Source organism: Egibacteraceae bacterium, from assembly GCA_040905805.1.
Taxonomy (GTDB): domain Bacteria; phylum Actinomycetota; class Nitriliruptoria; order Euzebyales; family Egibacteraceae; genus DATLGH01.
In genome coordinates this window covers 43,742-56,383 of the sequence record JBBDQS010000018.1, presented here as the reverse complement: position 1 = coordinate 56,383, position 12,642 = coordinate 43,742, and the positions used below count along the sequence as shown (strand labels likewise).

The window sequence follows — 12,642 nt, the reverse complement described above, 5'->3', positions numbered from 1 at the left end:
CGGTTGCTGCGGCGGTCCAGGCTCATGGGGTGCAAGGCTCCTCGCAGGGTGGGCGTGTCAGCCGTTGCTGGTTCGTCGCCCCCACCCGCGGGGATGGGTGCCTGCGGATGACGGCACCATCGTCCCGCCGGCCGGCGACATGTGCGCATTGGCCCACCTTAGCGGCCTATGCTCGCGGCCATGGTGTCCATCGGAGCCCACGTGCCGCCCGCCGACCCGCTCGCCGCGGCCGCAGCCCGCAACGCGGACTGCGTGCAGCTGTTCCTGTCCAACCCCCAGAGCTGGCGAAAACCCAGCCCCAGGGAGGACGCCGCCGCGCTGCGGGCCACGAACATGCCGATCTACGTCCATGCGCCATATCTCGTCAACGTCGCATCTGGCAACAACAGGGTGCGCATCCCCTCCCGCAAGATCCTGCAAGACACGTGCGACGCGGCTGAAGCTATCGGCGCGACGGCCGTGATCGTGCACGGTGGCCATATCGACGCCGAGACTCGTCAAATGGAAGGGTTCCAAAACTGGCGTAAGGCCCTCGAGCGTTTGGAAACGGATGTTTCGCTGCTGATCGAGAACACCGCCGGCGGTCAGCACGCCATGGCCCGACATCTCGATGTCCTCGGCCAGCTATGGGAGCATCTCGACGGGTTTGACGTGGGGTTCTGCCTGGACACCTGCCATGCCCACGCCGCGGGCGAGCCACTGGAGGATCTGGTCCCGCGCCTGCTCGGCCTGGTCGGCAGGATCGACCTCGTGCACGCCAACGACTCGAAGGACGAGGCGGGCAGCGGCCGCGACCGCCACGAGAACCTGGGCGCGGGGCGCATCGGCGGCGACGCCATCGTGGCGGTGGTGGCAGCGGCCGCTGCGCCGGTCATCTGCGAGACGCCCGGTGGTGCGAGCGAGCAGGCCGCGGACATCAGCTGGCTGCGCGACCGCCTGGAGCCCGCGTGAGAAGCGGGTTCCAGGCGATCCGAGCCCCTACTTCTTGGGACGCTACTTCTTGGGACGCTACTTCTTGGAGCGCTTGTAGAGGGTCGGCGCACGGCCGGGGCCGACGTGGTCGGGGTCGCTGCCCTGGGGCTCGATGAGCCCCTGCTGCTCGGCCTCCTTCACCACGTTGCGGACCGTGGCGACCGAGCCGCCCGTCCGCTCCTGCAGCTGCTTGATGGTGAACGTGCCGCGCGGGATCGCCGCCCGCACGTCCGCGGCGCTCACACGGGGGGAACGCGCCCCGCCGCTCTTGCGACCGGAGCGGCCACGTCCGCGTCCACGCAGGAGGCCGGCCCTGCGCAGGACCGCGTCGGGCACGCCTTCCTCGGCGAAGGCGCTGGCACCGACGCCGTGCGCTTCGGCCCATTCCTTGGCATGTGTCACGAACTCGTCCTCGAAGCGTTCGATCGAGGGGTTTTCCGCGTCGCGCACCTGTTGGCGCAACTGCACCCGCTCCAACTGGTCGTCTGTGGATTCCAGGCGCTGACGCAACTCCCCGACGAGGTTGTCGTCACGCAGGGCGGTCGGCTCCTTCAACGCAAGGAGATAGTTGCGGACGGCGGATTCAGAGTCGGTGGTGGCTGGCATGTACGCTCTTTCTACGATTAGGAACTCGAGGCCATCATAATCATTTTCTTCAGTAACGCCAACTACCTGTCCCCGATTCCCGCTGAGCCAAACGTCTCACGCCTTGCGCCCGGCGGGCCTGCACCGCCCCGTGTCGCGTCGTAAGGTACGTCGCGGACGATGCCTGCCATCGCACCTGACCGGGCGCGGGCGGCGGACTACGGGGAGGCCCCAAGCTGCGACGTGACGCGAGGACGACGAGCACGCCTCCCTTTCCCGAGGACGTCGCGCGCGGGGTCAAGGCCGGTGACCCGGACGCGGTCGGGCGGGTGTACGTCGTGCTGGCCGATCGCCTCGTGGGCTACCTCATGGCGCGCGTCCCCGACCGGGCGACCGCGGAGGACTTGTTGGAGGCGACCTTCCTGGAGCTGCTGCAGCACGGCCACACCATCCGGGGGGGCGCGGCGGCGATCAAGGTCTGGCTCTTCCGCGCGGCGCACTTCAACGCCCTGGACCACCTGCGCAAGGTCCAGCGCCGCGCCGAGGATCTCTGCGACGACGTCTGGACGCTCGAGGTGGCCGACAGCCACCGCGGGCCTGAGGACTCCGCCGTGGCGGGCGACATCAGCCGCCGGGTCCGAAAGACGATGGCCGAGCTGTCGGAGGACCAGCGCCAGGTCCTGCTGCTGCGCTACGTGGGTGGGTTGAGCGCCTCGGAGACCGGCCGTGTGCTGAGCAAGAGCGACGGTGCGGTCCGCAGCCTGCAGCACCGCGGTGAGCGCGCGCTGGCCCGGCTGCTCGACGAGGAGGCCGACCAGGCCGTACCACCAGCGCGCGGTGAGGCGTCTTAGGATGGGACGACACGATCGGGCCGACGGGATGCGCGCCTTCGACGACGACAGGGACTCCGCGATCGCGGAGCTGCTGCGGCGCGCCTACGCCCGCAAGGTGGGCCTCGACACGGCTGCCCGCCAGCTGTGGGCCGTCGACCGGGCGGCGAGGTCGTTGCGACGGTCCCGGCGTGCTGCCCGCGCTCGCCGGACCGTCGTGGCCGCCCTGGCGAGCCTCATGCTGATCGGGACCGGGGGTGGCGCGATCGCCGCGAGCGCCGGTGCGTTGCCCGGGGATGCGCTGTATGCGATCAAGCGGGGGACCGAGGAGATCCGCCTGGTCCTGGCCCTCACCCCGGCGGCGGATGCGCGCATGCACCTGACGATCGCCCGCACCCGCTGGGCGGAGGCGCAGCAGGTCGTCGAGGACCGCCCTGACATGGTGCCCAGCTTGCTGGGCCAGACGTTCGCCGCCCTCGATGAGGCCGAGCGCCCGGGCGGGCAGACCGCGGACAGGGCGCTTGCCCTGCGCTCGCAGGTGACCGCTGGGAGCGCCGAGCTCGCATTCGGCCCGACGGGCCCCGCCGCGCAAGCCGGGCCGCGCACCGACGCCGACCGTGCGCCCGAGGACCCGGCTTCGCCGCCTCCCGCGCGCGCGCCTGTCGACAGCCGCGACCAGGCGACGGGCGAGACGGGCACGGCGGGCCGCAGCGGCGAGGGTGGGAGCGCCCCGGACGCGCAGGCACCGGACGCGGCGCCGCGGGACGCCGAGGCGGGGGACGCGGACGCAGGAGGCGGGCAGAGCAGCGAGACCGTCGCGCTCAGCCCCCCGCCGGTGACGGCGCCCCCCACACCGCGGGTGCCACCTGCCCCGACGCCGACTCCCGAGGCCATCACCGCCGCGCCCCCCGCGCCCGCGGCCGCGACCCCCTCCCCGGAGGCCACGGCTCCGCCGCCGGACGGGAACGAGCCGGTCCCCGCCGACCCGGGCGGGGACACGGACGCGCCCGCGCCCACCCAGCCGACCGAGGAGTACGCCCAGCCGGGTCGTCAGAAGCCGCGCCAGCCCGGACCGGTGCCGGCTGGGGCTCCGTCCACCGAGGCGGAGCCTGCGCCGAGCGCGCCGCCCGCGCCGGGATGGGGCCGTCCTCGCCCCTCAGCTGACTAGCGGGCGATGCGCGGTGCCTCACCGAGCGCTGAAGTACTTGGCAGGCTGTCGCAGAATGGGCTGATCAGCATGCGCACACGCCTGCTGGCGGACGGGGAGCACGTCGTGGCTCGCCCTGGCCGCCCGGGGGAGCCGCCGCATGGACACGTCGTAACGCGGACACTTTGCCATTCCCTGAAACATATATTCTATCATAGATAGGTATAAATCTGTGGACGGTTTGCCCGTTGTGTTCTGGGAAGTGTCCGCGTTAGCGTGAGTCGGCAGGGCGAAGTGTCCGCGCTGGCGCGCGGTGCTCGGTCGTTCTCGACGATCAGGGCCGACCCTCCCACCTCGTGCAGCAGATCGAGGACATCACCCGACGCCGCTTCGAGCTGGCCGATGCCACGCATCGGGCGACCTCTGAAGGACTTCCGCGTCTGCAGAACCGGGCACGCCTCAACGACTGCCTCGCGCAGGCGCTGCAGCGGCTGGACCGGGGTGGCGGAGGTCGTCGTGCTCGCCGTCGACCTCGACGGGTTCAAGCAGGTCAACGATCGCCACGGCCATGCGGCAGGCGAGGAGCTGCTGCCCGCGATCGCCGACGAGAACCTCTACCGCGCGAAAGGGAAGGGACGCGGAAGGGTCGAGTTCACCTCGATGACCGAACAGCTGAGGGGCCATGCCCTCGAGCCTGTTGCTCGGACGTTCGCACCGTAAGGCGGCTTGAACACCCGTGCTCGAGCCTTTAGGTTTGGCTAACCTGACACGCGGAGCGCAGCATCCCTTTGCACCGTCGTCAACCGACCGACCCGTTCGAGTTCGCCACCGTTCCCAGGAGTGCCCCATGCACCGCATTCGCCGGTTCCTGCTCACCATGGCCGCAGGTCTCGTCCTGCTCACCGCCTGCGGCGGGAACGGCGCTGGATCGTCACCGGACGCGGCCGCGACGACGCCGGACGCCGAGATGTCCGCCGACACCACGGCGGACGCCCCGGACGCCTGACACGCTCGAACGGGCACACGGGCTCGACGTGGTCGCGCCCTCGGTCCCCGTCGCGCTCGGCGTCCCGCGCTCGGCGGTGCTGGGCACCGTCGTCGCCAAGGCAGCCGAGCTGGTGACGCTCGTGGCGCTGGGCACGATCGTGCCCCGCGTGCTCGGCCCCGTCGACTACGGGCGCTTCTCGGTGCTGCTGACGATCGTCACGATCGGTACCGGTGCGCTGGCGCTGGGCGGCACCGCGCTGCAGGCGCGCTTCGTGCCAGCCGTGCCACTCGCGCAGCGGCCAGCGCTGGCCTACGCCGTGGCCGCGCGGCTGGTCCGCGTCCGCGGGGGCCAGCTCCTGGGCCTCGCGGCCGTCGTCGGCGCACTCGTCGTGTGGGACCCGGTGACGTTCCCGCCAGTCTCGACGACGCTGACGTTCGTCGCCCTGACGGTAGCGGTGCTCGCCACGCTGGGCTGTCAGGCGGGCCTTGGCCTGGGGCGCACCGCCGCGTGGAACGCGCGCTACCCGGTCCACAACGCGGTGCTGGTGCTCGCACTCGTGTGGCTGTACCCCCGCGCCGGTGTCCCGGGGACCGCGGTTGCGCTGGTGCTGGCCGCGTGCGGCATGTCGGGCGTCGGGGTCGTCGCCGCACGGGGCCTGCGCCGACCGTCCGGTGGCGCGGATCCGCTGCCCGACGCCATCCGGCGCTTCGGTCGGCTCCAGGGCACGGGATGGGCACTGTCCCAGATCGCCCAGCGGGGTGGCGTGCTGGCGGTGGCCCTCCTGGCCGGTTCGACCGTGGAGACGGGCTACGCCGCGCTCGCGATCGGCACCGCTCTGCCAGCGACCTACGCGGTCCTGGCGCTGTTCACGGTCACGCTTCCCCATCTGTCGGCGACCGGCGCCGACGCCGACGGCGTGGCGCACGTCGGCCACGACGCGCACGGACGCGGTGAGCCACAGCTGCGCCGCCTCGCGGGCGCGATCCTGGCACTGCTCGTGCCGGCAACCCTCGCGGTGGCGTTCCTGCTGCCCTCGCTCACGGCAGGTGTCTTCGGTGCCGACTACGCACCGGCGGCACGCACGTTCGCGCCGGCGCTCGCGCTCGTGGTGCTCAGCCCGCTGCAGGCGCTGCTCATCCAGGTCGCCGCGCTGCGGCTGCGCGCCGACGTGACCACATGGAGCGCCCTGCTCGGACTGGTCGCCTTCCTTGGCGTCGCCGTGATCTTCGTGCCGCGGATCGGGGCGACCGGCGCCACGGCGGCCACGTCGATCGCAGCGGCGGTGACGGTCGCCGTTGCGGGCCGGCGGTTGCCCGGCGCGGTCGGACGGGTCCTGGGCATCACCTCGTTCGCGGCCGCCGCGACGGTTGTCGCCCTCGCCCTGGCGGTCACCCGATGACCGCCACCACCTCCGTCTCGGTGGTCGTGGCGACCCGCGACCGGCCGACCCTGCTCGCGCGGTGCCTCGCCGCGCTGGACGCACAGACGCTCGAGCCCGTCGAGGTCGTCGTGGTCGACGATGCGTCACGCGACCGTGCGACCGTCGCTGCCGTGGTCGCCCGGGCGCCACGGGCGAGACTGGTCCGCGGCGAGGGCCGTGGCCCGGCCGCGGCGCGCAACCTCGGTGCTGCCGCGGCCAGGGGGACCGTCCTGGCCTTCACCGATGACGATTGTGCTCCGGTACCCGACTGGCTCGCCGAGCTCGTGCCCGTGGTCGAATGCGCGGACGCGGCCGCCGGCCCGACCCGTGCACCGGCCGGCGCGGCCGCTGTGGTGCGGGCCTCCCAGACCATCGCGAGCTACCTCGCCGAAGCCACCATGGAGCCCGCGACCGGACGGATGCGCTTCGCACCGACCAGCAACCTCGCCGGCCGGGCGAGCACGTTCGCGCAGCTGCCGTTCGACGAGCGGTTCGCGTCGGCCGCCGGTGAGGACCGTGAGTGGTGCGCCCGGCTGCAGGACCGTGGCGGGGTCCTGCGGTTCGCCCCGGGGGCGGTGGTGCACCACCACCAGCAGCTGACGCTGCGCACGTTCTGGCGCCAGCAGCGGCGCTACGGCGGCGGGGCGCAACGTTTCCACCGCGCCGGGCGCGGTCTGGCGGCACCGTCGTTCTACACGGGCCTGGTGCGTGCGGGGTCCGCGCATGGGCCGTTGGTCGGGGCCCTGGTCCTGCTCGCGCAGGTCGCGACCAGCGTCGGCTACCTCGAGGGCGCATTCGAGCAGCGTCGGGCCCGCCCCCCGCTCAGCCGCGCGTGAGGAGCGGTTCGCCGGCGAGGCCGTCGACCGGATCCTCACCGAGCGCCGCGACGGTGGCCGCGACGTCGACCAGGCGGGCTGGCCGGCTGGGCTCGCGATGGGCTGACGTGCCGGGGACCACGAGGGCCCAGGCGTCGCCCGGCGTGTGGTTCCCGGAACGGCCGCTCGCCGCACCGTGACGACGGACGAGGCCGAACCGATCGGAGCGCACGCCCTGCAGGCCCGTCGACGGTCGGTCGCTGAACCGCACCACCAGATCGGGTAGCCGGTCGCCGTACCGACCCGGGCCGACGGTCGACGCGACCCGGTCGACCCCGGCCACGGCGGGCTCGCCGTCCAGATCGTGGAAGCTGGCCAACCCGGCGGCGATCTCGTCCATGACCCCTGCCGCCCCCGCCGGATCGACGATCCCGTCCCGTTCGCGCCCGCGCAGGTTCAGGCGGACGTACCCCTGGTTGTCCGCCGGGTGCGCGAAGGCACGCGTCGTCGACCAGTCGTGGCTGGGTGTCTCCAGGCGGGCGGTCAGCGCGAGCGCGAGGGTGTCCGGTAGTGCCGCAGCCACCTTCGCGCGCAGGTCCGCGGGGACCGCGGCGCGCAGTCGCCACACCGCGCCGGCGCGGTCCGAGGAGCGGGTCGTCGCGCCGTGGTCCCCCACGCCACCGGCGAGTACGGCAGCGAGCATCTCGGGGAGCAGGTCGGCGCGGCTGGTGTTGACGTCCATGCCCACGGGGGAGACCACCATGACGTCGGCATCGCCGGGCAGCGCCGCGAGAACCTCGCCGAGCCCCGCGTCGACCGTGGCGTAGACCTCTTCCAGGGCGGTGGAGAGCACGTGACGCACGTCGGCATCGACGCCGCCACGTGCGACCTGGGACAGATCCCAGAACTGGTGCCCGGCGACGTGCGCCGCACCGAAGGTCAGCCACACGAGATCGAAGGCCTCACGGCCCAGCAGCAACGTCGCGGCCTGCGTCACACGGTCGGACGCGGCGAGCAGCCGGCGGCGCAGGCCCAGCAGCTCGTCTGCCGAGTGCCGCCCGAACACCTCCTCGACCGCTCCGGGCGGCCCGAACAGCCGCGTCAGGCGTCGGTGCGTTCCGGTCGGTGACGACCAGCGCTGGAGGACGACGCGGTCCGACAGCTGCCAGCCGCTGACCAGCGTTCCCGCCGGTGGTCGACGCGGCGGGCGACTCTCGTACGGGTCGATGACCAGGCAACGGACCCCGCTGACCCGCTCCCAGATCGGTGCCGGGGCGTCGAAGGCGGTGGTGTAGCGCACGCGCTGCTCGGGCGCCGACCATTGGAACGGGTAGAACAGCCCGTGCTCGGCGATCTCCGCCCCGGTGTACAGCGTCGGGAACGCCCCCGCGGCGAAGTGGGTGGCCGGCCCGTCGAGCTCCAGCCAGCGGCCACGCTCGACCAGACCAGCGAGCACGGGTAACCGGCCGGCCGCGAGCATGCGACCGACCAGCGACACGCTGGCCGCGTCGAACTGCAGGATCGCGAGCATCCCTCACCACCCCGCGCGCGGTCGCGGCGATCGCCACTCGGACCGTGCGTCGCGGCCTCGGTCGTGGCCTCGGTGGTGCCCCTGCGCAGGCTCCGCCTCGGGGAGGGCGACGGGTCGCCCATCCGCTGCGGCGCAGGCACGCACCGCGTCGATCACCTGCATCACCGCGAGCCCGTCCGCAGCCGTGCCCAACCCCAGCGCCGGACCGCCATGGACCGCGTCGGCGAACGCCGTGAGCTGGCGCGTCAGCGACGCGGTCAGCGGGTGGGGTCCGCGCCCGCCCGGGAGCCGGGCGAGGACACCGGCTGGCAGACCGCCCGTACGCCGGCGTGCGATCACCCGGCCGCTGGGGTCACGCAGCTCCACGCGCTCGAGGTGTGCGCGGTCGGTCGCGCAGTCGATGCGCACGGTCGCGCCGGTCGTCCGCAGCTCGGCACCGGCGCGCGTGGGCGTGACCGCCGCGCCGGCGACAGCCCGGATCTCCGTGGCGAGCAGCCACCGTGCGAGATCCACCAGGTGGGGACCCAGGTCGAGGAGTGCGTCGTCGGCCACGGTGTGCGGCGCCCAACCGCGCCGTCGGTACCGTATTTCGAGCTGCACGTGCACCGGCCCGTCGGAGGGCACGGCCGCTCGCAGCTGCGCGTTCCCCGGCTCGAAACGCCGGTTGAACGCGATCCAGGGCGGCGGGTCGAGCCCGGCGAGTCGGGCCGCGCCGGCCGCGTCGCCGGCCGGAGGCTTCTCGACCAGGACGGGGAGCCCCGCGCCGGCAGCCAGCTCGGCGTCGGGCAGGTGGGCATCAGCCGGCGTCGCGAGCACGAGCGCGTCGACGTGCGCGCGTTCGAGCAGGTCGGCGGCCGACGGATGGGTCGTCACGGGTTCCCCGAGGCGTCCGGCCAGCAGGGCGAGCCGTTGCCGACGCACGAGGTCGGGGTCGGCGACGGCCCCGAGCCGCACGCCGCGGACGGCGGCCAGGGCGGGTAGGTAGCCCAGCTCGGCGAGCCGTCCGCAGCCGATCAGGCCGATGGTCAGCTGAGCCATGTGGGATCCTCGCGGTCGCAGGGGCCCGGGCGTCGGCGCATGTGCGCCAGCACGCCAGCCGGCACCGCGGCGAGCGCGACCAGGTGGTGCAGGGCATGCAGACCGATACCCGCCGCCATCCGCAGCCCGCCGGTGCGACGGGCGAGGAGCCGGTAGAGGTCCTGGTTGAGGCCCACCAGGACGGCGAGGCTTCCCGCGAACGCGGCAGGGTGACGGCGGGCAACCGACAGCAGGCCGACCGCGCTGGCCACCGCGCTGGCACGGTGGCGCCAGCCGAGGTTGAGGGTGGTGGGCACCCGTTTGTGCCGCAGCAGCAGCGCCACCCACGGCACGCCACGGCGGGTGAGATCGGTGAGCAGCATCGACCGCAGTGTCCACTGCTTGAGGTGGGTGCCCTGGATCGTCGGGTCCAGCTCGATCGACGCGCCGGCGGCGACCAACCGCATCCCCAGCTCCACGTCCTCGATGGACGGGTGCGGGTACCGATGGTCGTCGAACCCCCCGACGGCCAGGGCGGCATCGCGGCGGAGCCCGCCGATGCCCGTCCAGAAGGTCTCGGCACGGCCCGCCCCACGCTGGTGAACGTGGTGGTGTAGCAGGTTGCGGAACATCGACACCGTGGTGCGCACCGCCGGGGTGTCGTCGTAGGCCCCGAAGACGCCGGTGAGGCTTGGATCGGCGAGGAATGCGTCGTGGATGCGCGTGAGCGCGTCGGCGTGCAGCTCGACGTCGGCGTCGACGAACACGGCCACGTCGCGGGTGGCGCGTCGCAGGCCGGCGTTGCGCGCGGCGGCGGCGGACAGGCCGGAGTCGTCGACCACGACCAGCTCCGCCGCCGACCAGCCGGGCACGCGTTCGGCTGCACGAGCGTCGCTGCGCGCGATGCCCTCCAGGCAACGCGGCAGCGTCGGGGGCGCGTCGGTCGCGGGGACGACCACAGAGATGGTCAGCATGGGCCCCCGTTCTATCAGGTTAGGCTTACCTCATCGAATCGCCCTCCTCGCCCCCGTCGACGGTGAGCACCACCCACTGGTCCGATCGCGCGAGCTCATGGACGGTCCGGCTCTCGGCAGCTGCCGCGAGCGCGCGTTGCCAGTCGCCGTCGCGGTGGGCGACCACCGTCCCGCCGTCGATGACACGGTGATCCCCGCCGATGTCGCGCAACGGCACGCCGAGCTTCCACGCCAGCGCCGGCCACGCCGCCAGCGTCGCCGCGTCCAGCTCGAGCGCGATGTCACCGTTCGCTCGGATCCGTTCGGGCCCTCCGGCCAGGGACACGACCCGATCGAGGTCGTCATCGAGCCTCGCGCGCGCCGCGACGACGCTGGCCTGCTCGGCCACGGCGATGCCACGGGGAACGGCGAAGGGGATGGTGGCCGCCACGAGGACGAGCGCGACGACGATCCGCGCGGCTCGTCCGCGGGGCGCCCGCAGGGCGACGGCGGCGCCGACGCCGGCGAGCACGCAGAGCACGGCCGCCGCCGGGAGCAGAAAGCGGCCCAGTGCCGCGTACCCGAACACCACGGTCATGAGCAGGACCGTCGTGGTCCACCCCAGGGCCGCGATCGCGAGCAGCAGCGGCTCGACCCACCGGCGTCGGTAGGCGGCCAGCGCCATGGCGAGCGCCGCACCCCAGACGGGGAGCACGACCATCGCGCCGATCCGCTGGAGCGCCAGCACGAGGCGGTGGCCCGGGTTGTTGGCGATCACCGAAGCGGTCTGGGCACCGGTGAGCGCACTGCCCGACCCGAGCGCGTCACCACCGAACCACAGGAGCGGGATCGCGGCGAGCAGGCCCACGATCGTCGTGCGCGGGACCGCGTCGCGCCGCCACAGCCACAGGCCGTAGAGCGCGGCGAAGGGCCACAGCTCCGGACGCGCGAGTCCACCGACGACGGCCAGCACGAAGGCCTGGCGCGGTCGGCCGGCAAGGTGGCGGTCGATTGCCCACAGACAGGTCGCGGCCACCAACGGTTCGATGTTGCCCTGCGCGAGCAGCCGCAGGAATCGCGCATCCGATCCGGGTGTGAGCAGCAGCGCTCCCGTGGCCACGGCTCCGGCAACCGCACCACCGAACCGGGCAGCGAGTCGGTAGGTGGCCGCCACGGCCAGCAGCCCACCGGTGCGGGCGACCAGCAGCCACAGTGCCGGTGCCGCGTCGCCGAAGGGCGCAAAGGCCGTGGTGAACAGCACCGGCAGCGGCTTCCAGGACAGACCGGCGCCGGTGTCCAGCTCGAAGTGTGCGAGCTGGCGGCCCCACACGAGCCACGCCCATGGATCGAAGCCCGGTGTGGCGTGCACCAGCAGGGACAGACCGGCGAGCACGACGCAGACCACCACGCCGGGCAGGATCGAGGGGTGGCCGCCATCCGTCTCGGCCCCAGGCCACCAGGCACGGGCGGGCCTCGTGGCGCCCGGCGCGGCCACGGGGGCGCCCGAGGACACCTGCGTCAGGCTCCGGTCAGCGAGGGCGCGTGCCAGAGGTTGTCGAGCTCAGCCTTCGGCAGGACGCTGACGGGACCGTCGACACGCAGCCGCACGGGGTCACCGACGCGCCAGTGCGCGGTACCGAGTCGCCGGCTGCGCACCTCCTGACCGCTCGCAAGCGCGAGCACGACCAGCTGATCGTGGCCGTAGTACGACCGACGGACGATGCGGGCATCGCCCCGGTCGCCCGCCGACGCTTCGACGGTGACCGCTTCCGGACGGACCAGCACCTCGACGGGGCCGACAAGCTCAGGGTCGATGACGAAGGTGCCGAGCTCGCAGGCGACCAGGCCCTGCGCTGCCGTCCCCGGGACGACATCCACGTCACCGAGGAAGGCGGCGACCCAGCGCGTCGCGGGACGCTGGTAGACCTCCTCGGGGGTTCCCGTCTGCTCGATGCGTCCTGCCCGCATCACGGCGACCTCGTCAGCCAGGGACAGCGCCTCCTCCTGGTCGTGGGTGACCAGCAGAGCGCTGGCACCGGCCGCACGCAGGATCGCCACCACCTCCTCGCGCAGGGCCACGCGCAGCGACGGATCGAGCGCTGCGAACGGTTCGTCGAGCAACACGACCTCGGGCCGCGGTGCCAGGGCCCGGGCGAGGGCCACACGCTGCCGCTCGCCGCCGGAGAGCTCGTGCGCGTAGGCTTGCCCGCGATGGGCGAGCCCGACGAGCTCCAAGCACTCCTGGACGCGGGATCGGTCACTGCCGGCGAAGCCGACGTTGCCGGTGACCGTCAGGTGCGGGAACAGCGCACCGTCCTGGAAGACCATGCCGATATGGCGGCGGTCGGGCTCCGCCCAGGCGCCCACGCCCCCGCCCCCCCCCC

Annotated in this window: 13 protein-coding genes; 7 read left to right on the top strand and 6 right to left on the bottom strand. The window is 73.3% G+C overall.

Annotated elements, in window-relative coordinates; all coding sequences use genetic code 11:
• Nucleotides 1-168: 168 nt before the first annotated feature.
• The gene (locus WD250_03480; protein ID MEX2619261.1) at nucleotides 169-951 is read left to right on the top strand and encodes a deoxyribonuclease IV; all 783 of its coding nucleotides are present in this window, start codon (nucleotides 169-171) and stop codon (nucleotides 949-951) included.
• 57 nt (nucleotides 952-1,008) lie between these two features.
• Here WD250_03480 and WD250_03475 read toward each other — a convergent pair whose 3' ends face one another.
• The gene (locus WD250_03475) at nucleotides 1,009-1,578 is read right to left on the bottom strand and encodes a hypothetical protein (GenBank protein MEX2619260.1); all 570 of its coding nucleotides are present in this window, start codon (nucleotides 1,576-1,578) and stop codon (nucleotides 1,009-1,011) included.
• Between the two features lie 308 nt (nucleotides 1,579-1,886).
• Here WD250_03475 and WD250_03470 point away from each other — a divergent pair, with 308 nt between their 5' ends.
• The 6 genes from WD250_03470 (at nucleotide 1,887) to WD250_03445 (ending at nucleotide 6,778) form a co-directional block, all read left to right on the top strand.
• Nucleotides 1,887-2,408 carry an RNA polymerase sigma factor gene (locus tag WD250_03470; protein ID MEX2619259.1) on the top strand — a complete coding sequence of 174 codons (522 nt, stop codon included), beginning with the start codon at nucleotides 1,887-1,889 and terminating at the stop codon, nucleotides 2,406-2,408.
• 1 nt (nucleotide 2,409) lies between these two features.
• Entirely contained in the window at nucleotides 2,410-3,555 is a 1,146-nt protein-coding gene (locus WD250_03465) for a DUF5667 domain-containing protein (GenBank protein ID MEX2619258.1), read from the top strand.
• A 480-nt stretch (nucleotides 3,556-4,035) separates the two neighbouring features.
• Nucleotides 4,036-4,254: a diguanylate cyclase gene (locus tag WD250_03460; GenBank protein ID MEX2619257.1), complete on the top strand. Its 219-nt coding sequence runs from the start codon at nucleotides 4,036-4,038 to the stop codon at nucleotides 4,252-4,254.
• A gap of 127 nt (nucleotides 4,255-4,381) precedes the next feature.
• Nucleotides 4,382-4,540 (top strand): hypothetical protein, encoded by a 159-nt coding sequence (locus WD250_03455; GenBank protein MEX2619256.1) that lies wholly within the window; start codon nucleotides 4,382-4,384, stop codon nucleotides 4,538-4,540.
• A 28-nt stretch (nucleotides 4,541-4,568) separates the two neighbouring features.
• Nucleotides 4,569-5,921, top strand: a complete 1,353-nt coding sequence (locus WD250_03450; protein ID MEX2619255.1) for a hypothetical protein — start codon at nucleotides 4,569-4,571, stop codon at nucleotides 5,919-5,921.
• On the top strand, nucleotides 5,918-6,778 hold the full coding sequence (locus tag WD250_03445) for a glycosyltransferase (GenBank protein ID MEX2619254.1): 861 nt from the start codon (nucleotides 5,918-5,920) through the stop codon (nucleotides 6,776-6,778). Before WD250_03450 ends, WD250_03445 begins: the two co-directional genes overlap by 4 nt.
• Here WD250_03445 and WD250_03440 read toward each other — a convergent pair.
• The 5 genes from WD250_03440 to WD250_03420 form a co-directional block, all read right to left on the bottom strand.
• Nucleotides 6,765-8,288: an alkaline phosphatase family protein gene (locus WD250_03440; protein MEX2619253.1), complete on the bottom strand. Its 1,524-nt coding sequence runs from the start codon at nucleotides 8,286-8,288 to the stop codon at nucleotides 6,765-6,767. The two genes, WD250_03445 and WD250_03440, sit on opposite strands and share 14 nt — an antisense overlap.
• A gap of 3 nt (nucleotides 8,289-8,291) precedes the next feature.
• Nucleotides 8,292-9,326 (bottom strand): Gfo/Idh/MocA family oxidoreductase, encoded by a 1,035-nt coding sequence (locus WD250_03435; protein MEX2619252.1) that lies wholly within the window; start codon nucleotides 9,324-9,326, stop codon nucleotides 8,292-8,294.
• Complete coding sequence (locus WD250_03430; GenBank protein MEX2619251.1) at nucleotides 9,314-10,279, bottom strand: glycosyltransferase family 2 protein; 966 nt, start codon at nucleotides 10,277-10,279, stop codon at nucleotides 9,314-9,316. Before WD250_03430 ends, WD250_03435 begins: the two co-directional genes overlap by 13 nt.
• A gap of 25 nt (nucleotides 10,280-10,304) precedes the next feature.
• On the bottom strand, nucleotides 10,305-11,771 hold the full coding sequence (locus tag WD250_03425; protein ID MEX2619250.1) for a hypothetical protein: 1,467 nt from the start codon (nucleotides 11,769-11,771) through the stop codon (nucleotides 10,305-10,307).
• 5 nt (nucleotides 11,772-11,776) lie between these two features.
• Nucleotides 11,777-12,642, bottom strand: an 866-nt coding sequence (locus tag WD250_03420) for an ABC transporter ATP-binding protein (protein ID MEX2619249.1), incomplete at its 5' end; no start/stop codon positions are given.

Coding starts and splice junctions, on each gene's coding strand:
- WD250_03480 (MEX2619261.1), top strand. CDS start 169: ATGCTCGCGGCCATGGTGTCCATCGGAGCCCACGTGCCGCCCGCCGAC.
- WD250_03475 (MEX2619260.1), bottom strand. CDS start 1,578: ATGCCAGCCACCACCGACTCTGAATCCGCCGTCCGCAACTATCTCCTT.
- WD250_03465 (MEX2619258.1), top strand. CDS start 2,410: ATGGGACGACACGATCGGGCCGACGGGATGCGCGCCTTCGACGACGAC.
- WD250_03455 (MEX2619256.1), top strand. CDS start 4,382: ATGCACCGCATTCGCCGGTTCCTGCTCACCATGGCCGCAGGTCTCGTC.
- WD250_03445 (MEX2619254.1), top strand. CDS start 5,918: ATGACCGCCACCACCTCCGTCTCGGTGGTCGTGGCGACCCGCGACCGG.
- WD250_03440 (MEX2619253.1), bottom strand. CDS start 8,288: ATGCTCGCGATCCTGCAGTTCGACGCGGCCAGCGTGTCGCTGGTCGGT.
- WD250_03435 (MEX2619252.1), bottom strand. CDS start 9,326: ATGGCTCAGCTGACCATCGGCCTGATCGGCTGCGGACGGCTCGCCGAG.
- WD250_03430 (MEX2619251.1), bottom strand. CDS start 10,279: ATGCTGACCATCTCTGTGGTCGTCCCCGCGACCGACGCGCCCCCGACG.